Raw genomic sequence first — 23,295 nt, 5'->3', positions numbered from 1 at the left:
CGTGAGGGTGTGGGAGAGTAGGACACCGCCGGACAATCTTCCAGAAAAGGCCACCCCAATGGGGTGGTCTTTTCTGCATTCCCCGATCCGGTGTCGGCCGCCGGTGAACGGGTGCCTGGCCGACAACTCCAACGTCAATTGGCCTCGGCGTGGACGCGGCTGGGGCGGATCGCGGTGCGATACGTGGTGACGGTGCAGTTGTGGACCGGACCCGACATCATGAGGAGCGTGGACTCTTCCCTCGGCACCCTGCCCAAGATCGGTGCACCAGCGACGCGGGCCTTGAACAACGTTGGTTACACGGCTCTGAGTGAGCTTGCCGGGGTGCCGCGTACTGAGCTGGCCAAGCTACATGGCATGGGGCCGAAAGCCCTCGAGATCATCCAGAGTGCGCTTGAGGAGCACAACCTGAGTCTGGGTTAGCAGTCCACCGTCACCTGGCTCCGGCGTCGGGCGTGGTGTGGGCGTGCAGACGGCCACTAGGCTCGGTCGCGTGGATGACCTCCTGATCCTCCTGGTCTTCGCCTGCTGCGTTGCCGCGGTACTGGGTGCGTTGGCGTGGCTGGGCGTCCGTGGTCGTCGCCGCGGTGTCGGTGGCGAGGTCATGGGGCCGTTCGAGGAGATGTGGCACCCGGCCGCGACCCGGTACCGGGCCGAGATCCGAGTACAGGAAGAGCGCTTGGTCCCGCTGCCGTCCGCCGATGCGAAGGGTCAGACCGCGTGACCGGAGATGTCGATGCGGGGACGCCCCCGAAGCGACCGATGCCCACTCAGGACGACGTGCTCGGATACTTCGACACGCTGTCGAACTGGGGACGGTGGGGTGACGACGACGAACTCGGCACCCTGAACCACATCACCGACGACGTCCGGCTGGCAGCGGCGCGGGCCGTACGCCATGGCCGGAGCGTGTCCTGCGCGTGGGAGGTCGCCGTACCGGAGGAGATGGAGCGGGCGACGATGTCGTGCCCGTGCGCCGCCGACATGCCGGGCGCGGAGAACATGCCGGTCGCCGCCTTCCACGCCGACCGGCGGTGGGGCTTCTCGTCCGAGCGACTCGGCATGACCTTCCACGGCAACACCATCACCCACCTCGACTCGCCGTGCCACCTCTTCTGGGACGGCACGATGTACAACGGTCGTTCGCACTCGCTGGTCGACGCCGCGACGGGATCGGCGTGGGCGGCCGTCACCGCCGCGGCGGACGGGATCGTCACGCGTGGCGTGCTGCTGGACGTCGCGGGGGCCCGCGGTGTGCGGTGGTTGGAGCCGGGCCAGGGCGTCGTTCCCGAGGACCTGGAGGAGGCCGAGCGCCGCCAGGGTGTCCAGGTGCGTCCCGGCGATGCGGTACTCCTGCGGACCGGCTACGGCCGCTTCCGGCACGAATCCGGTGCGGCCGGCGGTTTCACCCAGGCCGGCTGGCACGCGTCCTGTCTGCCGTGGCTGCACGAACGGCAGGTCGCGCTGATCGGCGCCGACAGTCCGCAGGACGTTCAGCCGTCGGGGTACGACGACGTGCTGATGCCGGTGCACGCCGTGAGTCTTGTCGCGATGGGTCTGTGGCTGCTCGACAACTGCGACCTTGAGGCGTGCACGGCGACGGCCGCCGAGCTGGGCCAGTGGGACTTCCAGCTCGCCGTCGCGCCGGTCCGCTTCGCCGGCACATCCGGCAGCCCGGTCAACCCGATCGCCACATTCTGACCACGGGGTGCGGACGGCCGCCCAGGCTCAGGAGGGCTTGGGACCGCAGACGTAGCGGGGCTCCGCGTCGTAGCGCCAGGTGAACTTCTCCCGCTTGACGACCACGCCGCCCTTCTTGATGACCCGGAAGGCGTCCTGGGCGAAACCGTTGATGCCGTTGCTCGGAATGCACGTCGGGCCGGGTTCGAGGTGGATGACCTTCGGCGTGGTGATGTTGCGCCGAGGGCCGTACTCGGTCTTGACGCTGTCGTAGATCTTCGTGCTCCAGATCGAGACGGTCACCGAACTCGACGTGTACGAGGTGTCGATGAGCAGGCCGTACTCGGTGTTGTTGCGGAACTTGAAGTCCAGACTGGGCCAGAAGATTGTCGACTCGATGACGGCCGGGTACCTGTCGAACCAGTACGAGTGCGGCTTGTGCTCGACGTCCTCCAGGCCCGCGTAGTAGGTGGCGTTGAACAGGGTGGTGGTGAACTGCGAGGTGCCGCCGCCGACGCCCGGCACCAGCTTGCCGTCCAGGATGACCGGCGCGTCCCGGTAGCCCTGCTCGTAGCCGCGTTCGCCGGTGTGCCCGTTCAGGGAGAACGTCTTGCCCGGCAGCACGACAGTGCCGTCCACCTCCTTGGCGATGGTGGCGATGTTCTGGCTGCGGGACGACGCCATGCCGCCGGTGAACCGCGTGGTGAAGGTGGAGACCCGCTCCTTGATGCCCAGGCCGGCCAGCTTCTCCGCGGTCAGCTCCGGCGGGGTGGCCTTCAGCTCGCCGGTCACCTCGCGTCCGTTTGACTTCGGCAGCACTGCCAACAGGTCACGGCCCAGGGCCGCGCTGTCGAGCTGCTGGCCGGGACGACCGTCGGTGGCCTTGGGGCGGCCACCGGAGATGGTCATCGACGCGTTCTTCGGCGGCACCTCGATCGCGAGCAGGTCGTCGCCGAGGGCTGCGCGCAGCCGCTTGACGTCGACCGCCGGGGTGAGCTTGCCGGCCTTGTCGGCGGTGAACCGGAGGCTCTTCGCGATGGCCGCCGGTGGCACCCGCACGGAGCCCTTGCCGGTGCGCAGGGTGACCGGCGCGGCGACCGCCGGCCTGGCCAGCTCGGCGACGAGCCGGTCCAGCTCCTCGGCGGTGGTCGCCGGCTGGCTCTCCACGAGCGGCACGGTGACCGGGGTGCCGGCCAGCCATCCGGTGCGGACGGCGTCGGCGGAGCGCTGCGGGTCGAACGCCAGGCCCGGCTTGGGGCGTACGACCTTCGGGGTGGTGCCCTGGTAGGTGATCGCCGGCATCGTCATCGGGCGGACCTGGTCGCCGAGCACCTTGCGCAGGGCCGCGTCCAGCCGGGCGGTGTCGATGGTGACCACCGGGTCGACGGTGCGAGAGCCGACCAGCCGGCTGACCGGGTGCGCGTCGGCCTCGGCCGCTGCGGCCACGCTGGCCGCCACGTCGACGCCCAGCCCCACATCGGCCGGGTTGATCTCGGCGGTGCGCTCCCCGACCGTGACCCGCAGTGGCGCGGCGAGGGCCGCCGCCCGCCGGGCCAGCTCGGCCCGCAACTCCCGGTCGGCGGCGCTGCGGCTGCGGCCGCCCAGCTCGGCGCCGAGCACGCTGGTGCCCCGGGGCACGTCCCCGGCGTACGCCCAGGCGCCGGCGCCCGCCACGGCGGCGAGGACGCCGCCGGTGACACCGGCCGCGAGCAGCATCCGCACCCGGCGCGGACGGCGTCCACCGGTGTCCGGCTCGCCGGTGACCGTGGGCGGCGTGACCGCCTCCGGTCCGTCGTCCGGCCAGGTGACCGCGGTGACCTGCACGGTGGGTCGGTCGTCGGCGGGTGGACGTTTGTCGCCGTACAGCGTCACTGCAACCTCGATCGCCAGGTGCCACGGGAGGTCCCCCCTCCCGGAGGACACCACGGTAACCAATGCTCGGCCGTCCGTGCCGGCTGCGCCCGCTCTGCGCTGCCACCGCGTGTCGTTCGGCGTGTCGCTTGGGTCGGGAGGGACCCGGAGCCGGGGTCGGTGCCGACGCCGGGTCGCCGCCGTGGCACGGTGGCGGGGTGGACGCTGCGGAGCGGGTGTTGGCGTACGGCGGCGGTTGGTTGGACCGGGCGGGCGCGGTGCGCACCGACGCGGCGCGACTGGACGCGTTGCTGACCGATCCGACGACTGTGGTGCTGCCGCTGTGGCGCGACCGCTGCCTGGTCGACGGGGTCGGGCCGGTCCGGTTGACGGCCGAGCGCGCGTCGCTCGTCCGGTCGGCCGCCGCCGAGACCGTCTTCCTGGGGCTCGACAACGACGTCGCGGTGTTCGCCGTGGACCTCTCCGGGCTCAGCGAGCCCGCCGCCGTCGAGATGGCCGGCGCGACGCGGGCGGTCGACGTACGGGCCCTGGTCGGGCGGCTCGACCCGGCGGGCGCGGCGGTCCAGGCGTACGCCCGGGGGTTGCTGCACTGGCACCGGCAGCAGCGGTATTGCGGCACCTGCGGCGCGGCGGCCGTCGCCGGCGGCGGCGGGCACGTGCGGACCTGTTCCGGTGCGGATTGTGGTCGGCTGCTGTTTCCCCGGATCGAGCCGGCGATCATCGTGCTGGTCGAGGCGCCCGGCTCGCCGGAGCGCTGCCTGCTGGCCCGGCACGCCGGCGCTGCCCAGGACTCCTACTCGACGCTGGCGGGCTTCGTCGAGGTCGGCGAGAGCCTGGAGGACGCGGTCCGCCGGGAGATGGCCGAGGAGGCGGGGATCACCGTCACGGACGTGACCTACCAGGGGTCGCAGGCGTGGCCGTTCCCCGCCGGGCTGATGGTGGGCTTCCGGGCCACCGCGACGTCCGACGAGGTGTGCGTGGACGGCGTGGAGTTGCTGGAGGCGCGCTGGTTCACGCGGGCGGAGCTGCGGGAGCGGGTCGCGGCAGGTCGTCGGCTCGGCCGGGTGGACTCGATCGATCACCACCTGCTGGGCCGGTGGCTGACGGCAGGCTGAGGATCATCACCAGCGCGGTCGCCGCGGCGGTGCCGAGAGCGCACCACATGATCCCCTGGAACGTGCGGGGTGCGACGGCCATGGTCAGGACGGCCAGGACGGCCGCCGCGACCCACAGTGGCGCGGACGGCCACCGCGCACCGGCCGCGATCTTCGCGTTGACGACCGCGAAGACCAGCGCGTAGAGCGCGCCGGTGGCGGCGAAGAACGGGGCGTACTCGCCCAGGGAGGCGTAGTTCTCGCCGCCCACCAGGCGGAACGCGAGGCCGCCGGCCAGGGCCGAGGCTGCGACGAGCACGGCGCCGCAGGCCGCGACGATCGCGAGCACAGCCGTGCGGACGCGGTTGTCCCCGACGGCCAGGCGGGGAAGGGCGAGCACCACGATCACCTGCGGCGCCCAGAGAGCCCCCTTGGTGAGCACGGTGCCGACGGCGTACGCGCCGGAGTCGGCCGGCGACAGCAGTTGGCGCGCGAAGATCAGGTCCGCGTACGACACGGCGAGCATCGCGAGCGCGGCCGTGCCGGCGCTGGTCACCTGCCGGATCCGTAGGGCGGCACCGATGGCGGCGGCCCCGTCCGGGCTGGCGTTGCGGGCCGGTCGGGCGATCCAGACCAGCGCGGGCAGCACCAGGTATGCGGTCACCATGCCGGCGACCAGGGTGTCGACGACATCGGCGCCGAGGACCAGCGCGACGATCATGCCGCCGTACCGCCCGGCGGCGACCACGCCCATCGCCCACGCGAGACGGAGGAAGCGCTGCTCCCCCTGCAACTCGCCGAGCCACCGGGCGGACAGGACGACCGCGACCGTGGTGCCGGCGACCAGCGCCACGACCGTCAGCGACAGCCGCAGGGCGGTCATCATCAGCGGCGCGGCCACGACGACTGCGCCCGCGGCGACGGCGGTCGTGACGAGGGTGACCCGGTTGGTCGGTGCGCCGGGATGCCGGGCCCGGTGCACCGCGACCGCCATCTGCAGGCCGACACCCGCGACGCCGGCGATCGCGACGAGGGCCGCGACCGTGGCCAGGACGCTCAGGCCCTCGGCCGCCAGGTGCCGGGCACCGAGCATCGGGAGCAGGTAGGCCAGCCCGTTCGTCACCATCGCGGCACCGGCCACCGCCGCGCCCGCCGCGGAAAGTCGGCCCGCGCCGGGGCCGGCCGTCGTCTCTGTCATCGCGCCTCATGTCGGTTCCGCCGGGGACCGGTGCACGCCCCGAGCTTCGCGTCGTCGTCACGGAGTCGCGCGTCGACGTAGTCAGGCAAGCTACCGCCCGCGCCCGCCTGTGCCTAGAGTGCTGTCCGGAGCCCCGGGAGCGACGTCGGGCCCGCTTCCCGTCCAGGTCTGTGGGGGTCCGTGTGCGCCGAGGATCACCGGAGTTCCGACCGGCGCCGCCGCGGGCCGTGATCGTGCTCCGTCGGTGGTGGCCGGAGGTGGCGCTCGGCGTCGGGGTGGTCCTCGCGATCCTCGCGCCGGTGCTGGGCCGGGGTTACGTGCTGCGGTACGACCTGGTGTTCGTGCCGGACCCGCCGTTCGGCGCGATGGTCTGGGGCAGCGGCACGGAGCTGCCCCGGGCGGTGCCCAGCGAACTGCTCGCGGTCGGTCTGGCCCAGCTGCTGCCCGCCGACGTGGCGGAGAAGATGCTGCTGGTCGGTTGCCTGGCCCTGGCCGCGCTGGGCGCGGCCCGGCTGGCGCCCGTCAGCCACCCGGTGGCGCGGGTCGCGGCCGGGCTCGCGTACGTCTGGAATCCCTGGGTGTACGGGCGGCTGCATCTCGGTCAGTGGGCGGTGATCGCCGGGTACGCGGCCCTGCCGTGGGCGTACGCCTGGGTGCTCGGGGTGCTGCGGCCGCCGGGTGGCGGCATCAGTCCGGGTCGGCGGTGGTCCGTCGCCGGTGGGCTGGCGGTGGTGCTGGGCGGTCCGGCGCTGGTGCTGGCGGCGGTGGTCTCCTGCGCTCCGGCGTTGGCCCTGGCGCGGCGGTGGCGGGCGTTGGTCGCGGGGGCGGCGACGCTCGCCGGCCTCACCGCGCCGTGGCTGGTGGCGTTGACGAACCGGGGTGGTGTCGTCGATCTCGACGAGCGGGGCGTCGCCGCTTTCGCCGTCCGCGCGGACACACCGCTCGGTGTGCTCGGCAGCGTCGCCACCCTCGGTGGGGTCTGGAGCCGCCATGCCGCAGCCATCGGGCGGGACCGGTGGCCGGTCGCCCTGCTCGCGCTGGTGCTGGCCGCGGCGGCGGTCTGGGGGTACGCGCTGGTCCGTCGCCGGTGGCCGTCGGCCGCGTGGTGGGGCCTGCTCGTCGGAGCGGCCGTGGGCACCGCGATCGCCGTTCTGCCGGCCTGGCCGGTGAGCGCCCAGTGGATGGTCGCGCTGGTCGAGCACGTTCCGCTGGCCGGCGCCGTCCGGGACGGTGCCCGACTGCTCGCCCCGCTGGCGCTGGTGCAGGCGGTCGGCCTCGGCATGCTGGTGGAGTCGCTCGTGGCGGCTGGTGCCCGGCCGCTGGCCCCGCTGGTGATGATCGCTCCGGTGGCGTTGCTGCCCGGCCTGGCCTGGGGGCTCGGCGGCCAGCTCGACACGGTCCGGTACCCCGCCGAGTGGTCGGACGTCCGCGAGGTGGTGAACACCGATCCGGCCGGCGGCAGCCTGGTCTCACTGCCGTGGGCGTCGTTCCGCGCCTACCGCTGGGCGGGCAACGTCCCGATGCTCGACCCGGCGCCGCGGGCGTTCCGCCGGCCGGTCATCGGGGACCAGGACGTGCTGGTCGGCCGCGACCGGATCCGTGGGGAGAGCCGGGACGCCGACCGGGTGGCGCAGGCGCTGGCGGTGCCCGGTGACCCGGTCCCGGGCCTGCGTCGGCTCGGCGTGCGGTACGTCCTCATCCAGACCGATCAGCCCGGCGCGGCCGAGGTCGAGGGGCGTTTCGCAGGTGCCGAGGTGGTCCAGCGGGACGGGACGCTGATCCTGCTTCGCCTGCCTGGTGCCGGTTCTACCGGCTCGACGGGGAGTGTCGGTATTGGTCCGGCGTTGGGGTATTCGATACTCGGGGCCACCCTGTTGATCACCCTTTCGCACACGGCCGCACGCCGACGACGCATGTTACTGTGCGGTCACTTAAGACGAAGGGACCGTCAATGAAGGCAACCTTCAATCCCCTCCTGATCGCGGTCGTCGCCGCGGCGGTGGGTGCCGTGCTGGGCATTGCGGCCGTCTCGATCGGGACGTCCACCATTGCCAACACCAACACCAAGCCGGCGAACGTCGAACAGCCCATCATCGTGTACGGCGAGCGCTGACGGCCTTTCATGGAGGTCCTCCCTCCTGACGTGTCGTCAGATGCGGTAGTACTCGACGTCGTGGTGCCCGCGTACAACGAGGCACTGCGGCTGCCCGAAACCCTGGTCCTGCTCCGGGCGGCGCTGGCCGACCTCGGTGTGCCCTGCCGGGTCACCGTTGTCGACAACGCCAGCACCGACGGAACCGCCGAGGTGGTGACGGGCGCCCCTTGCGGCCCGGTCCCCGTCCGGCTGCTCTGGTGCGCGGAACCGGGCAAGGGCTTCGCGGTACGTACCGGTGTGCTGGCGAGCGACGCGCGCTTCGTCGGCTTCTGTGACGCGGACCTGGCCACCGCGCCGGACACCCTCGGCCAGGTGCTCAGCCTCCTGGTCGAGGGCGCCGACGCGGTGGTCGGTTCGCGGGCGCACCCCGAGTCGGTGGTGCAGGAGCGGCACAGCCTGCTCCGGCGCTGGGGAGCGGTGGCGTTCCGCGGTGCCGTGCGGCAGGTGGTGCGCGGCGTGGGCGAGACGCAGTGCGGGTTCAAGTTCTTCCGCAACGACGTCGCGCGGCGGTCGTTCGCACCCCTGCGGTGCGGCGGCTTCGCGTTCGACGTGGAGGTGCTGGGCCGTGCCGAGCGGGCGGGCGCCCGGTTGGTGGAGATCCCCGTCAACTGGGTGGACGTGCCCGGCTCGCGCTTCTCCCCGGCCCGCCACGGCTGGCAGAGCTTCGTGGACGTCGCGAAGATCAGTTGGCGGCTGCGCCGGGCGGAGGTCGCCCCCGCGATGCCGCTGCCGGTCGTCGCCCTGCCGGTCGGCACGGACGTGACCGGGGGCGCTGCCGTTGGATTGCGGCCGTGAGTGTCGGACACTCTCCGGCGGCTGCGGCTCCCACCACCGACGCGGTGGTCGCGGGTCGACGGATCGCGGTGCTCAACTGGAAGGACCCGTGGCATCCGGACGCCGGCGGCGCCGAGGTCTACGCCTGGCAGGTCGCCCGCGACCTGGTGACCGCCGGCGCGGAGGTCACCTTCGTCACCGCGCGCCCGGACGGCCAGCCCGGCGACGAGACCCGCGATGGCATCCGGATCGTCCGGGTCGGTGGGCGGTGGAGCATCTACCCCCGGGTGCTGGGCTGGCTCGCGCGACGCCGCCGTCAGTTCGACGCCGTCGTGGACTGCCAGAACGGCATTCCGTTCTTCAGCCCGGCGGTCCTGCCGGCTGACGTACCGGTCGTCTGCGTGATCCACCACGTGCACGACCGCCAGTTCCGGCTCTATTTCGGCCCGCTCGTTGGTCGCTTCGGGGCGTGGTTGGAGGGGCCGGTCGCCCGACGGGTCTACCGCCGGGGGGTGACGCTCGCCGTCTCACCGTCGACGGCAGTGGCCGTACGGGACCGGCTCCGCTGGGCCGGCCCGGTGGTGGTCGTACCCAACGGCGCGGACGCGGCGACACCGCCGGTCGTCGGCAGTGGCGTTCGCGACCCGCGACCCCGGGTCGTCTGCGTCGGCCGGGTGACCCGGCACAAGCGGGTGGATCTGGTGCTCGACGCCGTCGACCAGCTCCGGGCGCAGCGGCCCGACCTGCGCCTGGACGTCGTCGGTGGCGGGCCGGACGTGGCGACGATCCGTCGGCAGGTCGCCGAGCGTGGGCTCGCCGACGTCGTCACGGTGCACGGTCACCTGCCCTCCACCGAGCGGGACGCGCTGCTGGCCAGCGCGTGGTTGCACGTCTCGGCCTCGTGGGGTGAGGGCTGGGGTCTGGTGGTCGTGGAGGCGGCCGCCGCCGGACTGCCCACCGTCGCCTTCGACGTCGACGGGCTGCGCGACGCCGTACGGCCGGGCCGGACCGGATGGCTGGTCGGTGAGGGCGACGACCCGGCGGGCAACCTCGCCGTCGGCCTCGACCGGGCGTTGGACTCCCTCGCGGCTCCGGGCGAGGCCGAGCGGATGGCCGCCGAGTGTCGACAGTGGAGCGGGGCGTTCCGCTGGGCGGACACCGGACGGCGGGTCCGCGCGGTCCTCGGCGACCTGCTCGCGCCGCGCCGAATGCCGTGGGCGGCGCGTAACGCGTCCCTCCTGGTCCGGACGGACGAGCCGGAGAGCCTCCTGGCCCGGGTGTCCCCCCTCCTTCCTTACACCCGACACGTGGCGACCGACGAGCACGGCCTGTGGATCCTGGTGCCGGCCGCCGCTCCGGCGGCGGTCCGGCAGGTGCTCGTCGAGGCGGGCGTCGCGCCCGAGCACATCAGCGAGCGGGACGCCAGCGGCGACGAACTGCTCACCGGAGTTCCGGTACGGCAGTGCTGACCGCCTGGTCGACCGCTCGCCGCACCGCCGGTATACCGTCCGCGACGGTGTCCCTGGCGGTGTGGCGCCTGCGTGAGCTGCTGGTCTGCCTCGCGCTGATCGGTCTGTGCGTCACCCAGGAGCCCGGGCTCATCGTGCCGGACACGAAGCTGGACATGGCCCTGGACCCGGGCGGCTTCCTCGCGCGGGCGGCGCACCTCTGGACGGCGGACTGGCAGTTCGGCACGCTCCAGAACCAGGCGGTCGGCTACTTCTTTCCGATGGGGCCGTTCTTTCTCCTCGGCGAGGCGATGGGCCTGCCGGCCTGGCTCGTGCAGCGGCTCTGGATGGCCACCCTGCTCTGCGTGGCGCTCACCGGTGTGGTGCGCCTGGCGCGTGCCCTGGACCTGGGCGGCCCGGCGTCACGGCTGATGGCCGGCGTGGTGTTCGCGCTCTCGCCCCGCGCGCTGTCCCTGGTCGGCACGGTCTCGCTGGAGCTGCTGCCGTACTGCGTCGCGCCGTGGGTGCTGCTGCCTCTGGTCAAGGGGGCGGCGGGTGGCTCGCTGCGGCGGGCGGCGGCGCTCAGCGGGCTGGCCGTGCTCTGCATGGGCGGGGCGAACGGGGCGGCCGCCGCCTGCGCCGTGCTGCCGGCGTTCCTCTTCGTGGTGACGCGTGCGCCCGGCTGGCGACGGATCCGCCTGCTGGCCGCGTGGACTGTCGCGGTGGTCGCGGCCACCTTCTGGTGGCTGGTGCCGTTGCTGCTCCTGCAGCGCTACGGGTTCCCGTTCCTGCCGTACACCGAGAGCGCGGCGGTCACGACGAGCGTGACGTCGCTCCCCTCGGCCGTGCGCGGCGCGACCCACTGGGTGGGTTACCTGGCCGTCGACGGTGTGCCCTGGTGGCGCTCCGGGTGGGCGCTGGTCACGACGTCCTGGATGGTCGTGCTCACCGGCCTGATCGCCTGCCTCGGGTTGGCCGGGCTGGCCCGTCGGGACCTGCCGGAGCGTCGCTTCCTGCTCGTCGGCGCACTGGTCGGGCTGCTGACCCTGACCGCCGGGAACCTGTCCGACGGCGGCGCGGCCTTCGCCACGACGGTCCGGGAGGCCCTCGACGGCCCGCTCGCCGCGCTGCGCAACCTGCACAAGTTCGACGTCGTGCTCCGCCTGCCGCTGGCCCTGGCCACCGCGCACATGCTGGACACCGTCGGCCGGATCGCGATCATCCGTCGGTTCACGCGACCCACCAACATGGCACCCCGGCGGGTGGCGCTGGGCGCCACCGCCGTCGCGCTCCTCGCGGTCACCAGCGGCGCGGCAAGCGCGGGCCTCCCGGCCGGCGGCGGCTTCTGGGGGTTGCCCGAGCACTGGCGGCAGGCGACCGGTTGGCTCGACCGGCACGCCGGACCCGGTACGACGTTGCTCGTGCCCGGCAGCAACTTCGCCGAGTACGACTGGGGGCGCTCGCTGGACGAGCCGGTCCAGCCTCTGCTGGATTCGCCGTGGGCGGTGCGGTCACTGGTGCCGGCCGGATCGGCGGGCAACGCCCGTCTGCTCTCCGCGATCGACGAGCGGCTCGCCGCCGGTACCGCCTCCCCCGGGTTGGCGGACGTGCTCGGTCGGCTCGGTGTGCGGTACCTGCTCGTCCGCAACGACCTCCGCCAGCCGGTCGGAGGCTTCGCCTGGCCGGTCCTCGTGCACCGGACGCTGAACAGCGCGCCCGGACTGTTCCGGGTCGCCGCGTTCGGCCCGAGCAGCGGCGTGCGGCCGGACCTCGCCGGAGCGTGGGACTACGGGCTGCACGAGCCGTACCGGGCGGTGGAGATCTACCAGGTGGACCGGCCGACCCCCAGGGCCACGCTCGCCGACGCGGCGCAGCCGCTCAACCTGGTCGGCGCACCGGAGACCCTGCTGGACCTCAGCGACGCCGGCGTGCTCGGCGACCGGCCGGTGATCCTCGACGGGGACGCTCCGGAGGCCGAGACCGGAGGCACTGTCCTCGCCGACAGCCTGCGCAACCGGGAGGTCGACTTCGGGCTGGTCCGGGGCAACACCTCGCGGACGTTGACCACCGAGGAACGACCGGCCTCGGCCCGGACGGCCCACGACATCCTCGACCCGGCATGGCGCTCGGCGATCACCTCGTCGGGCTACGCCGGGATCGCCGACGTCCGGGCGTCCACAAGCGCGGCGGACGTCACCGGCCCGGCCGGGCTGCGCGACCCCTCCGCCACGCCGTTCGCGGCAGTGGACGGCGACAGCGGCACCTTCTGGCTCTCCGACGGCGCGCGCAAACCCGTGGGCCAGTGGATGGAGGTCCGCTTCGCCGAGAAGATCCAAGCCGGGTCGGTGGAGGTGCAGGTGGTCGACGACGAGGTCGTGGGCGCCCCGGTCACCAGGATCCAGGTCAGCACCGCGGGCGGGACGTACGTGCACTCGGTGGTCGACGCCGGGCGGACGCCGCTGCGGTTGGCGCTGCCGTCGGGGCGTACCAGCTGGGTTCGGGTGACCATCGACGGCGTCGCGGGTTTCGACGTTCCGGGACGCCGCGCGGGCATCCGGGAGTTGCGCGTGCCCGGGGTGAGTCCCCAGCGGTACCTGCGGCTGCCGGCGCTGCCCGACGCCACCGCGACCCCGGAGGTCGTCGCCCTCGCCCGCAAGGCCGTGGACCGGCCGGCCTGCGTCGTCGTCGACGACCACTACCTGTGCGCTCCCGACCTGATCCGGCAGGGCGAGGAGACCGGCCTGGTGCCCCGCCGCTTCGACCTGCCGGCCGCCTCCGCCCCCCGCCTCACCGGCCTGGCGCGCGCCACGCCCGCCACCGCACTCGCCGTGTACGACGAGACGGTGGGCGGCGAAACGGTCAGCACGTCGAGTTCGTGGTTCGCCGACCCGGTCGCCTCGTCGAGGGCGCTGTCGGACGGGAACGACGGCACGGCCTGGTGGGCGGACCCGAACGACCCGCAGCCCACGATACGACTGCGCTGGCCCGAGGTGCGGAACGTGAGCTGGGTGCGGCTGCGGTTCGCGCCGAGCCTCGTCGCGGCGCCACCCAGGACGGTCCGGATCACCGGCGACAACGGCATCCGGGAGGTGACTGTCGGCCTGGACGGCGTCGCCCGCTTCCCCGCCCTGCGGACCCGCAGCCTCGTCGTGGCCGTGACCTTGACGGTGCCGCGGGTCAGCCGGTCGACGGCGATGTTCGAGCCGCAGCCGCTGCCCGTCGGCCTCAGCGGGGTGGACGTGGAGGGCGGGCCCGAGGTCAACCAGCCGCGTGACCTCTCCCAGACCGTGACGTTGCCCTGCGGTGCGGGACCGACGATCGTGATCAACGGCGCGACGGTGCCGACGACGGCCACCGGCACGTTGCGGGATCTGCGGGATCTGCGGCCGCTGCGCTACCGCGCCTGCGTCCCCGCCCCGAAGCCCGGGGCGAAGACCACGGCGAGGGCGGACGAGGACCGCGTCGCTCTGCGCGCCGGCCCGAACGAGGTCTCGGCTCCGTTGGACCGGTTCGTCGTCGACAGCGTGATCCTGACCGGTGAACCGCCGCAGCGCCCCGCCGCCGCCGAGCCGCCCCGCCGGGCCCTGACCGTGCTCGGTTGGAACGACCAACGCCGGTCGGTGGAGGTCGGGGCGGGCGGCGGCAGTTACCTGGTCGTACCGGAGAACGCCAACCCGGGCTGGCGGGCCACCCTCGACGGGGTCCGGCTCGTACCGACCCGGCTGGACGGGTGGAAGCAGGCGTGGTTCGTGCCGGCCGGCGCGGCTGGCCGGGTGGAGCTGGACTTCACCCCCGGGGAGCGGTACGCCCTCGTCCTGCGCGTCGGCGGGGGACTGCTGCTGCTGTTGGTCGTCGCAGCCCTGCTCCCCGCGCGTCGCCACCGACAGTCGTACCCGATCGTCCCGGCGACGATGCCCACCGCTCCGGTGCTCGCACTGGGGGTGCCGGCGCTGCTGGGGGGCCTGGTCGGGTTCTGCTGCGCCGCAGTGGTCGTGGTGCTGCACCGACGCCGGATGCCCAGCCCCAGCTGGATCTGGGTGCCGGCAGCGGTGGGGCTGGCGGCCTACGGGACCCAGCGCTGGTGGCAGCCCCGGATCTCCTCGGACCGGCTGGCCGACCTACTGGTCACGGTTCCGACCGGCCTGCTCCTCGTCGCGATCGCCGCCCTGGTGCTGCGCTTCCGCCGGGTCCGCGGGCGCTACGAGTCGCGCCGGGAGGACCGGGCGCTCGGCTGGACCCGCCGCCTGCAACGCCGGCACCGGCGTCTGGAGCGGGGTGTCGGCCGCGACGATTCCGGGCCTGCGTCGGTTGTGCCGCCGCGCAAGGAATCTGCGCAGGCGCTGCGTCGGCCGCTCGATGAGGTAGTAGGTGGCCGCCGCGGCGGGGATGGTGAGGGCCAGCGTGAGCACGAGGAGCACCCAGAACGAGCTGTTCATCCGGGTGAACCCGATCAGGCGGAAGCAGACCTCGAGGGCGAGGAGGTGCCAGAGGAAGATGCCGTAGGAGATCCGACCGACGAACCTGATCACCGGCTGGTCGAGGAACGCCCGCGGCACCCCGCCCGCGCCCGGGCCGACGAGGGGGGCGATCAGGAACCAGGCGACGAGCAGGAACACCAGGTGCTCGATGGTCGACTCGATCGGCCTGGTGGGCTCGACCCCGCGTGGGCCGGCGATCGGCGTACTGGCGATCCACAGCAGCGCGCCGGCGATGAGCCACGACGTACCCGGGGCGAACGTGAAGACGCGCAGCCCGCGAGGCGTGGCGGACCACAGGTCCTCGTCGCCTCGCCCGGGCCCGCTCCCGGTCAGTCCGGCAAGGAGCACCGGGGAGGTCGTGCTCGGGGGCCAGGAGGCGAGCACGGCCAGCATGATGCCGATGCCGAACCAGTCGAGGAAGGCGGGTAGCCAGAGCACCGCGAGCCCCGGCAGTGGCGAGTCGGGGTTGTGCGCGTACGCGTTCCAGGTGAGGCCGGCGAGGACGAGCACGGCGCCGAGCGCCAGTTGGCGTCGGGCTCGCTGAAGCGGGGTCCGACCGCCCATTCGGCGACCGAGCACCGCTATCACCGGCAGCGCCAGGTAAAAAGTCGCCTCCGTAGCCAGGCTCCAGGTCTGTTCCATCCCGACCGGAAGTCGCAATGGCTGATAAATCTGTGCCAGAAGGAGGGGAACTGCCCAGTCCCAGACCGACCTGAGGTAATCGATGTTGAGCCACAGCAGTGCGACAACCGCCATTGCCCAGTAGCCGGGCAAAATACGCAGCGCGCGATGCCAGAGGTATCGCCGAACTGGCGGGTGCGCCTGCGAATGAATGGCGGCGTGCGCGAATGGCCGGTAGAGGAGGAAGCCCGACAGCGCGAAGAAGATCGCCACCCCGACATCCAGTCTGGCCAGCACACCTCCGAGGCGGGCGAACGAGTTGGTCAACCCGCTGAGAAAAGAGACGTGGTGGATGACGACGCACAGTACCGCTACCGCGCGAAGTCCTTCCAATGCCGGCAACCAACCATCCGAACGGACGGTATTTGACGCGGACTCGCCTACCTGTCCGTTGCTCGCGTCGGGTCTGACGGGTTGGCTCACAGTTCCTCAACATCCCATTTGGTGGGGTGGCCCCACGGCCACGTGCCACCGGAGTCGGTACGTCTTCCGAAGGCCGCGTCGGACCATATCCGAAATCGGCCCCGTCATGTACTGTCAGCCGCCAGTCGAGTCTTTACAAGGGGAGGAGTTACATGCGACCTACGTCGGGTGCCGTCTTGGTGGCGGCGGGCGCGTTCCTGATCGCCGGGGCGGTGGCGACGCCGTTGACCGTCGCGCCCGCTCTCGTCAAGGTGCCCCTTGATCAGAGTTCGGTGACGGTGTCGAAGGCCGAGAACGCGACAGTCTTCGACTTCCCCACCCTGTCGGAGCGCAGCGGGGTCAACCTCACAGCCCACCGCGCGGTGCGGGGCGATGTCGGGGCCGGCAACGATGACCGCGCGGTCTTCAACGTCGGCGTCCGGGTGATCGACGACGCCAGCAAGGCCGAGATCACTGTCAACACGGACCGGGTTGCCGTCGACCGGCGGACCGCCGAGGCGGTGGCCTGCTGCGCCGAGGACATCAACGGAACAGCCTTCAAGCACGAGGGGCTGACCTACACCTTCCCGTTCGGCACCGAGAAGAAGACCTACCAGTACTTCGACAACACCGCGCGCAAGGCGTACCCCGCCAAGTACGTGAGCACCGAGAAGTTGCAGGGCCTGACCGTCTACAAGTTCGAGATGACGGCCGAGCCGATCCAGATCAAGCAGATCGATGTCCCGGGCCGGCTGGTCGGCTCGACCGAGCCCACCGTGACCGCCGGTCTCTTCTACACCAACACCCGCACCCTGTGGGTGGAGCCGGCGAGCGGCGTCATCGTCAAGGGCCAGGAGAAGCAGGCTCAGACCCTGCGGGACGCGGCCGGCGCGGACAAGGTCAAGATGATCGACGCGACCCTCGCCTTCACCGAGGACACCCAGAAGCAGCAGGCCAAGGTTGCCAAGGATGCGCGTGACCAGATCAACCTGCTGACCACTGTGGTGCCGATCGTCCTCGGACTCGTCGGCCTCGCCCTGGTCCTGCTCGGTCTGTTCATCATCATCCGGGCTACCCGCCGCAGGTCCGACGCGTCGCCGGTGGCCGCCGACGACCGACCGACGACCGACCTGCCGGCGCAGGCGTCCTCGGAGCCGGTCGAGGAGACCACGGCGCCGACCGGGGGCCGGCACGCCGTGGAGCGCAGCGAGCCGTAACAACCACACCACCGCACCACCGCACGCCGACCTGAAGGGCCGGCCGACCTCCGGGTCGGCCGGCCCTCGCGTCTCAGGCCTGCTGGTCGCGCCGCACGGCGTAGCGGGTGCACACCCAGTCTTCGGTGTACGGCAGGTCGGGGCGCTGCCCGACGATGTGCCCACCGTGCGCCGCCACCAGCCGCACCATGTCGGCGTCCGGCACGGCGGTCATGCTCATCGGCGCCGGATAGCCCAGCAGCCGGCGCTGCGCCCAGCTGATCAGCCGGAACGGCACGACCTGCCAGATGAGGGCCTTGGCCGTACGCGCCGGCTCCGTCGGCAGCCCCACGACGGCGATCCCTCCGGGTCGCAGGACGCGCAGGAACTCGGCGAGGTAGCTGTCGATGGCGGGCCGCGGCAGGTGTTGCAGGACCAGGGCGCTGTAGACGAGATCGAAGTGGCCGTCGGGGAACTGGCTCAGGTCCGGTGCGTCGTTGAGGACGAAGCGGATGTTCCCGGCACTCCGGTCCAGTTGTCGGGCGGTCTCCAGCATGGGTGGCGCGATGTCGACGCCGACGACCTCGTCGGCGTGCGGGGCGAGCCCCTGCGACAGCCGCCCGGCGCCGCAGCCGAAGTCGAGTACCCGTTCCCAGCGGGTGGGCAGCCCAAGCTGGCCGAGCCAGGTGGCCGTCTCCTCGACGTCGGCGCGACCCGTGGCCAGGAACTCGTCCACGTCCCACCGGCCGCCCCGCTTGCCGGGTTGAACGAGCACGGCCCAGAGCGGATCCTCGGCGCCCAGCTTGGTCCAGTCGCGTCGTACGTCGTTCAGATTCACGCCGAAACCCTAGGGCATCCGGGCGTCCTGTCGGCGGGGATGTTCGGACCGGGAGGCCCCAGCCGAACGGCTCGCCTGACCTGGGAACTTTACATCCGTTACCTGATTGTAATCCGTCGATGCATTGCTCACTCTGGGTCGCGCTGACTAGTCCTTATGCGACATCTGACAGGCTTGTGGATATTTTGCGACGCCCTCGACGAGAACGCTTCGTGACATCGCTCTACCTCTGGGTCGCCCTCGTGTTACCACCGAGTAATCGGGGGGTTGTGAGCTGTGCCGCGCCGGGTGCACGATCAAGCTCGATCGTTACCCGCCGGTAATAGATGGCGGGCGCTGCGTGGGCCGCCGCGAACGGCCGCCGCGCCCATCCACCCGCAGGAGGAACCCGTGCAGGATCGGTTAGACAACCAGGGTCGTGTCCGGTGGCGTCGATTCGCCGCCATGATGGTGCCCGCCACGGCCGCTGCCGGAGCCATCCTCTTCGGCATGTCGACAGGCGCGATCGCGTCCGACATCACGGTCTCGGGTCAGACCTTCAAGATCGGCGCCGAGCGGCTGGAGGGCGACGGCTTCAAGCAGTACGGCGGCATCGTCCGGGAGAAGGGCGAGGACGGAAAGGCCGGCCAGGTCCGCCCCGTCGCCCTCTCCGAGATCAGCAGCGCCGAGCTGTACAAGCTCTGCCAGTCCGTCCGCGCCGACCTCCCCGGTCTGCCGGTGGTGCTCACCATCAACGCCGGCGACGGCAAGGAGCCCGCCCGGGCGAAGGACCTGCTCATCGCGATGGACTCGCTGGGCGGCAACGCGACCTTCACCAACATCAAGATCGGCCGGGACGCGACAGACCTGAACCCGACGGCGCAGGCCGGATCGTTCGGTCAGAACTCCGATCACGTCACCATCACCAACCTTGAGCAGGTGTCCCGCTACACCACGGCGGCCACCTTCAACCTGGTGGGGCTGAAGCTGAAGGTCAACGTGGGCGACGACGCCAAGGGCAAAGAGTGCTTCTGAGGTGAGGCCCGCGGTGGTCAACCACCGCGGGCCAGCCCGTGTCCCCGTCCCCGCTCCGCCAGGAGGAGTACGTGACAACCACCAACCCGGCTCACGCCCGGCCCGGCGGTACGACGGCTCAGGTCTGGCGGAGCTTTCGCCGCTGGCAACGGAGTCGCCCGTTCTGGGGTGGCCTTCTCACCGCCCTGGCCGGGGTGGAGATGTTCGCCTCCACCCGGATGACGCTCAACGGGCTGAGCTTCCACAGTGGCGCCACCGGTCTGCTCTCCCTGCTCATCCCGGTCATCCTGGTGGCCTGTGGTCTGCTGCTCTGGTTCACTCCGGCGCAGCGGCTGTTCTACTCGATCGTCGCGGCGGTCACCGCGGTCTACTCGCTGATCGGGCTCAACCTCGGCGGCTTCTTCGTCGGCCTGCTGCTCGGCATCGTCGGTAGCGCGCTGGCCTTCGCCTGGACGCCGACCAACCCGCCCCCGCCGGCGACGGCCGTAAAAGACGAGCCCACCGCCGAGCAGCCCACCGCCGAGCAGCCCACCGCCGAGCAGGTCGATGCAGAGCAGGACGTCCCCGAGCAGGACGTCCCCGAGCCGGTCACTTCTGAGCCCGTCGCTTCCGAGCGCGCCGTCCCCGAGCAGGTCGCTCCTGAACAGGTCGTCCCCGAGCGGGTCGTCCGGGAGCGGCAGCCCATTCCGGAGAGGGGGTTGGCCGACGCGGGCCCGCCCCCGAAGTGGCCGGGACGGTCGACCGATCCGCGGGCGCTCGGCATCATCCTGGTGGTGCTGGGCCTCGCCGCCGTCGGTCTGGCCGTCCAGCCTCGAGCGGTGCAGGCCGCGCCGAGCCGCCCCACCACCACCGCCTGTCCCACGCCGTCCCGGACGGCCACCCCGTCGCCCAGCCGCAGCGCGGCCACGCCGACACCCACGCCCAGTCCGGAGCAGCGTCGGGGCCTGATCGGCGACATCCTGCACGGGATCGGGGACCTGTTCACCGGCGGGGGCCGTCAGGAGAGCCCCTCGCCGTCGCCGAGCCCAAGCGTCCAGCCGAGCGGAACACCGACCACCCGCCCCGACCCCGGCACCTGCCCACCGTCGCCCCCTGCCAAGCCGGGTTTACCCGGCAAGCCGGGTAAACCCGGCACGCCGGACAAGCCAGGCAAGGCGGAACCTGGCAAACTGCTGCCGCGCATCGCCGCCGACCCGAGCCTGCCGAAGGTCGCGCAGACGCCGTCCAAGCTCACCGGGTCCTCGGTCAAGATGACCGGTCTACGGTTCGACGGGATCACCGAACTGCGCACCGAGAACGGCAACCTCAAGGTGCTGAAGTTCAGCATGAAGCAGGCGGTCACCAAGAAATTCGTCCTGCAAGCCGACGGCCCATCGGGGCGCACCCAGCGGTACGCGACCGACACGCTTACCGTCAGCGGTGACGTGGCCTTCTACTCCACCCGGTTCGTCGGCAAGCTGCTCGGCCTCAAGCTCACCTTGACTCCGGAGCTGCCGTTGCCGGACGGCATCCCTGTCACGTTGCCCTTCGAGGTCACGTTCACCGACCCGGTGATCGACCTGGCGTACGTCACGAGCAACACACTTACCGCCGAGCCGGCGTTGGCGCTGAGTCTGACCTGAGCGGCGCGGTGACAGGGCTCCGGACGCCAACGGCTGGTCGTACCGCCGGCACCCGGAGCCCTCGCAGCCTCAGAGCCGGGCCAGCGCCTTGCGCAGCGGGTCGAGGCCCAGCGCGCCGAGGTCCAACGCCTGCCGGTGGAACTCCCGCAGGTCGAAGTCGGCGCCCTTGCGGGCCTTGGCGTCCTCGCGGGCCTGCAACCAGATCCGCTCACCCACCTTGTACGACGGCGCCTGCCCCGGCCAGCCCAGGTAGCGGTTCAGCTCGAAGCGCAGGTTCTCGTCCGGCACCCGGCAGTGCGCCCGCATGAACTCCCAGCCCAGCTCGGGCGTCCACCGCTCGCCCGGGTGGAAGCCGAACGGGTTGTGCTTCGGGATCTCCAACTCCAGGTGCATGCCGATGTCGACGATCACCCGGGCGGCGCGCATCGCCTGGCCGTCGAGCATGCCCAGCTTGTCGCCCGGATCCTCCAGGTAACCCAGCTCGTCCATCAGCCGCTCCGAGTAGAGCGCCCAGCCCTCACCGTGTCCGGAGACCCAGCAGAGCAGCCGCTGCCAGCGGTTGAGCAGGTCGGCCCGGACGGCGGTCTGCGCCACCTGAAGGTGGTGACCGGGCACGCCCTCGTGGTAGACCGTCGTCACCTCCCGCCAGGTGGAGAAGTCGGTGATGCCCTGCGGCACCGCCCACCACATCCGGCCCGGCCGGGAGAAGTCCTCGCTCGGGCCGGTGTAGTAGATGGCCCCGTCACTTGTGGGTGCGAGGCAGCACTCGATCCGGCGGACCTGCTCCGGGATGTCGAAGTGGGTGCCGTTCAGCTCGTCGATCGCCTTGTCGGCGAGCGTCTGCATCCAGTCGCGGAACGCCTCCTTGCCCTGGATGGTCCGCGCCGGGTCGGCGTCCAGCGTGGCCACGGCCTCGTCGACAGTCGCGCCCGAGCCGGCGATGCGCCCGGCCACGACCCGCATCTCCGCCTCCAGGCGGGCCAGCTCCGCGAAGCCCCAGGCGTACGTCTCGTCCAGGTCGACCTTCGCGCCGAGGAAGTACTGCGAGGCGAGTTCGTAGCGCTCCCGGCCGGCGGCCTGCTTGTCCCGCCCGTGCGGGGCCAACTCGGCGCGCAGGAACTGCCCGAACTCGGCGGTCGCCGCGGTGGCCGCCGCCGCGCCCCGGCGCAGCTCGGCGCCGAGCGTGCCGTCCGCGCCCAGCCGTTCGACGAGGCCGTGGAAGAAGTTGTCCCCGGTCGGGTCGGTCCAGGTGTCGCACTGCTTGGCCACCTCGGCGAGCTGCACCTTCGAGCTGACCCGCCCGTCGGCGAGCGCCTCGCGCAGCGTGGTCTTGTAACCCTCCAGCGCGCTGGCGAGGCCGTTGAGCCGGGCGGCGATGTTGGCCTGGTCGTCGGCCGTCGCGGTCGGCATCAGGTCGAACACCATGCGGACCTCGTGCAGCCCGCTTTCGATCACGCTGATCTCGCTCGTCGTCTCGCCGGCCTCGTAGCGGGCCAGGTCGAGGCCGAGTCGTTCCTGCATGGCCTCCTTGGCGGTGCGTTCCGCCTCGGTGTCCGGCTCGGTCACCTCAAGTTCGGAGAGTGTGCGGCGGGTGAGGTCCGCCTTGGCCCGGTAACCCTCGGGCGAGAGGTCGTCGAGCTTGTCGTCATGGCCGGCGATGCCGACGTAGGTCGCGCCGGTGGGGCTCAACGGCGCCCACTCGGCCACGTAGCGGTTGGCGAGTTCATCAATTCGTCCCACGGTGCGACACTACGTGACCACCCCGCCTGGATGTCGACGACGTTTGTCGTGTTCAGGCAGCAGATCCAGAGTGCGGAAAGTCGCGGGACTTTGTCGTACCCGTCCGGCAGAGTGTCAGGGGTGACCACCGACATCGCTCCTGACAAGGCGCCGTTGCGTGCCTGGCTGCCGGGCTTCTTCGCCCTCGCCGCCATCTGGGGTTCCAGCTTCCTGTTCATCAAGGTCGGCGTGGCCGAGCTGCACCCCGTCGAGCTGACTCTCTACCGCGTCGTCGCCGGCGCGCTGACCCTGCTGGTCGTCCTCGCGGTGCTGCGCGACCGGCTGCCGCGCGAGCCCCGCGTGTGGGCGCACCTGTTCGTCGTCGCCGCGTTCGGCGTGGCCGTCCCGTTCACCCTCTTCGGTTACGGTGAGCAGCGGGTCGAGTCGATGCTGGCCGGCATCTGGAACGCGACGACGCCGTTGATCGTGCTGCCGCTCGCGGTGCTGGTGTTCCGCACCGAGCGGTTGACCGTGCGCCGCGCGATCGGCCTCGGGCTGGGCTTCCTCGGCGTGCTCGTGGTGCTCGGGGTCTGGGAGGGCATCGGCGGGGCACACTTCGTCGGGCAGTTGATGTGCTTCGGCGCGGCCGCCTGCTACGGCGTCGCCATTCCGTACCAGAAGCGGTTCATCGCGGGCAGCTCGCACTCCGGCCTGTCGCTGTCCACTGCGCAGTTGCTCCTCGCCGCCGTCCAGCTCGCCGTCGTCACCCCGTTCGTCGCGGGTGCGCCGCCGCTGCCCACCGAGCTGTCGCCGAAGGTGGTGGCCAGTGTGCTGACCCTCGGGGCACTCGGCACCGGGCTCGCCTTCGTCATCAACATGCGCAACATCCGGGTGGCCGGCGCGAGCACCGCCTCCACCGTCACGTACCTGATTCCGATCTTCGCGGTGCTGATCGGCGCGGTGGTGCTCGACGAGCGGCTCAACTGGCACCAGCCGGTCGGCGCGCTCATCGTGCTGCTGGGGGTCGCGGTCGCGCAGGGCCTGTTCGGCAGTCGCAAGCCGCGCCCGGTGGTCGGCGTCGGCGCACCCGCCACGCCCGCCGCCGAACCCGCCCGCAGGTGACC

The 23,295-nt window shown here is 72.0% G+C and carries 17 protein-coding genes and 1 pseudogene; 13 read left to right on the top strand and 5 right to left on the bottom strand.

Annotated features, from left to right (window positions below):
- The first annotated feature begins 63 nt into the window (after positions 1 to 63).
- The 3 genes from ACLQ27_RS12265 (at position 64) to ACLQ27_RS12255 (ending at position 1,701) form a co-directional block, all read left to right on the top strand.
- Positions 64 to 423 carry a hypothetical protein gene (locus ACLQ27_RS12265; protein ID WP_425866790.1) on the top strand — a complete coding sequence of 120 codons (360 nt, stop codon included), beginning with the start codon at positions 64 to 66 and terminating at the stop codon, positions 421 to 423.
- A 70-nt stretch (positions 424 to 493) separates the two neighbouring features.
- Entirely contained in the window at positions 494 to 724 is a 231-nt protein-coding gene (locus ACLQ27_RS12260) for a hypothetical protein (protein ID WP_357498648.1), read from the top strand.
- Positions 725 to 762: 38 nt separating this feature from the next.
- Entirely contained in the window at positions 763 to 1,701 is a 939-nt protein-coding gene (locus ACLQ27_RS12255) for a cyclase family protein (protein WP_357498650.1), read from the top strand.
- A 27-nt stretch (positions 1,702 to 1,728) separates the two neighbouring features.
- On the opposite strand, the gene ACLQ27_RS12250 is transcribed toward ACLQ27_RS12255, so the two are convergent.
- The gene (locus ACLQ27_RS12250; RefSeq protein ID WP_425866787.1) at positions 1,729 to 3,552 is read right to left on the bottom strand and encodes a VanW family protein; all 1,824 of its coding nucleotides are present in this window, start codon (positions 3,550 to 3,552) and stop codon (positions 1,729 to 1,731) included.
- Positions 3,553 to 3,749: 197 nt separating this feature from the next.
- Here ACLQ27_RS12250 and nudC point away from each other — a divergent pair, with 197 nt between their 5' ends.
- Positions 3,750 to 4,667 carry an NAD(+) diphosphatase gene (gene nudC / locus ACLQ27_RS12245; protein ID WP_357574912.1) on the top strand — a complete coding sequence of 306 codons (918 nt, stop codon included), beginning with the start codon at positions 3,750 to 3,752 and terminating at the stop codon, positions 4,665 to 4,667.
- On the opposite strand, the gene ACLQ27_RS12240 is transcribed toward nudC, so the two are convergent.
- A complete protein-coding gene (locus ACLQ27_RS12240; protein ID WP_425866786.1) occupies positions 4,564 to 5,844 on the bottom strand; it encodes a polysaccharide biosynthesis protein in 1,281 nt (426 codons plus the stop codon). The genes nudC and ACLQ27_RS12240 overlap by 104 nt on opposite strands.
- Positions 5,845 to 6,071: 227 nt before the next feature.
- On the opposite strand from ACLQ27_RS12240, the gene ACLQ27_RS12235 reads away from it, so the two are divergent.
- The 5 genes and pseudogenes from ACLQ27_RS12235 to ACLQ27_RS12215 form a co-directional block, all read left to right on the top strand.
- Positions 6,072 to 7,799: a hypothetical protein gene (locus ACLQ27_RS12235; RefSeq protein WP_425866784.1), complete on the top strand. Its 1,728-nt coding sequence runs from the start codon at positions 6,072 to 6,074 to the stop codon at positions 7,797 to 7,799.
- The gene (locus ACLQ27_RS12230; RefSeq protein WP_234583219.1) at positions 7,796 to 7,957 is read left to right on the top strand and encodes a hypothetical protein; all 162 of its coding nucleotides are present in this window, start codon (positions 7,796 to 7,798) and stop codon (positions 7,955 to 7,957) included. The genes ACLQ27_RS12235 and ACLQ27_RS12230 overlap by 4 nt, the downstream gene beginning before the upstream one ends.
- Positions 7,958 to 7,987: 30 nt before the next feature.
- Positions 7,988 to 8,794, top strand: a complete 807-nt coding sequence (locus ACLQ27_RS12225; RefSeq protein WP_357498660.1) for a glycosyltransferase — start codon at positions 7,988 to 7,990, stop codon at positions 8,792 to 8,794.
- Positions 8,791 to 10,242 (top strand): glycosyltransferase family 4 protein, encoded by a 1,452-nt coding sequence (locus ACLQ27_RS12220; RefSeq protein ID WP_425866782.1) that lies wholly within the window; start codon positions 8,791 to 8,793, stop codon positions 10,240 to 10,242. The genes ACLQ27_RS12225 and ACLQ27_RS12220 overlap by 4 nt, the downstream gene beginning before the upstream one ends.
- A pseudogene (locus ACLQ27_RS12215) lies at positions 10,236 to 13,460 on the top strand (alpha-(1->3)-arabinofuranosyltransferase domain-containing protein); the annotation flags it as partial. The gene ACLQ27_RS12220 and the pseudogene ACLQ27_RS12215, both read left to right, overlap by 7 nt.
- Positions 13,461 to 14,339: 879 nt before the next feature.
- Here the strand turns inward: ACLQ27_RS12215 and ACLQ27_RS12210 are convergent.
- Positions 14,340 to 15,803: an acyltransferase family protein gene (locus tag ACLQ27_RS12210; protein WP_425866845.1), complete on the bottom strand. Its 1,464-nt coding sequence runs from the start codon at positions 15,801 to 15,803 to the stop codon at positions 14,340 to 14,342.
- 152 nt (positions 15,804 to 15,955) lie between these two features.
- Here ACLQ27_RS12210 and ACLQ27_RS12205 point away from each other — a divergent pair, with 152 nt between their 5' ends.
- Positions 15,956 to 16,999, top strand: a complete 1,044-nt coding sequence (locus ACLQ27_RS12205) for a DUF3068 domain-containing protein (RefSeq protein ID WP_357498664.1) — start codon at positions 15,956 to 15,958, stop codon at positions 16,997 to 16,999.
- A gap of 73 nt (positions 17,000 to 17,072) precedes the next feature.
- Here ACLQ27_RS12205 and ACLQ27_RS12200 read toward each other — a convergent pair whose 3' ends face one another.
- Positions 17,073 to 17,816: a class I SAM-dependent methyltransferase gene (locus ACLQ27_RS12200; RefSeq protein ID WP_234583225.1), complete on the bottom strand. Its 744-nt coding sequence runs from the start codon at positions 17,814 to 17,816 to the stop codon at positions 17,073 to 17,075.
- A 444-nt stretch (positions 17,817 to 18,260) separates the two neighbouring features.
- Here ACLQ27_RS12200 and ACLQ27_RS12195 point away from each other — a divergent pair, with 444 nt between their 5' ends.
- Both ACLQ27_RS12195 and ACLQ27_RS12190 read left to right on the top strand, forming a co-directional pair.
- On the top strand, positions 18,261 to 18,830 hold the full coding sequence (locus tag ACLQ27_RS12195; RefSeq protein ID WP_425866779.1) for a DUF6230 family protein: 570 nt from the start codon (positions 18,261 to 18,263) through the stop codon (positions 18,828 to 18,830).
- A gap of 71 nt (positions 18,831 to 18,901) precedes the next feature.
- On the top strand, positions 18,902 to 20,452 hold the full coding sequence (locus ACLQ27_RS12190) for a DUF6114 domain-containing protein (RefSeq protein ID WP_425866777.1): 1,551 nt from the start codon (positions 18,902 to 18,904) through the stop codon (positions 20,450 to 20,452).
- Positions 20,453 to 20,521: 69 nt separating this feature from the next.
- Here the strand turns inward: ACLQ27_RS12190 and ACLQ27_RS12185 are convergent, their stop codons facing one another.
- A complete protein-coding gene (locus ACLQ27_RS12185; RefSeq protein WP_425866775.1) occupies positions 20,522 to 22,192 on the bottom strand; it encodes a DUF885 domain-containing protein in 1,671 nt (556 codons plus the stop codon).
- A 120-nt stretch (positions 22,193 to 22,312) separates the two neighbouring features.
- On the opposite strand from ACLQ27_RS12185, the gene ACLQ27_RS12180 reads away from it, so the two are divergent.
- On the top strand, positions 22,313 to 23,293 hold the full coding sequence (locus ACLQ27_RS12180) for a DMT family transporter (protein WP_425866774.1): 981 nt from the start codon (positions 22,313 to 22,315) through the stop codon (positions 23,291 to 23,293).
- Positions 23,294 to 23,295 lie beyond the last annotated feature (2 nt).

The organism is Micromonospora sp. DT63, assembly GCF_049841615.1.
In the GTDB taxonomy this organism is placed as follows: Bacteria; Actinomycetota; Actinomycetes; order Mycobacteriales; family Micromonosporaceae; genus Micromonospora.
This window is presented reverse-complemented; position numbering and strand designations above follow the sequence as displayed.

Excerpts from the sequence above, each read along its gene's own strand:
- ACLQ27_RS12205 (WP_357498664.1), top strand. The coding sequence starts at position 15,956 with ATGCGACCTACGTCGGGTGCCGTCTTGGTGGCGGCGGGCGCGTTCCTG.
- ACLQ27_RS12195 (WP_425866779.1), top strand. The coding sequence starts at position 18,261 with ATGATGGTGCCCGCCACGGCCGCTGCCGGAGCCATCCTCTTCGGCATG.
- ACLQ27_RS12240 (WP_425866786.1), bottom strand. The coding sequence starts at position 5,844 with ATGACAGAGACGACGGCCGGCCCCGGCGCGGGCCGACTTTCCGCGGCG.
- ACLQ27_RS12230 (WP_234583219.1), top strand. The coding sequence starts at position 7,796 with ATGAAGGCAACCTTCAATCCCCTCCTGATCGCGGTCGTCGCCGCGGCG.
- ACLQ27_RS12255 (WP_357498650.1), top strand. The coding sequence starts at position 763 with ATGCCCACTCAGGACGACGTGCTCGGATACTTCGACACGCTGTCGAAC.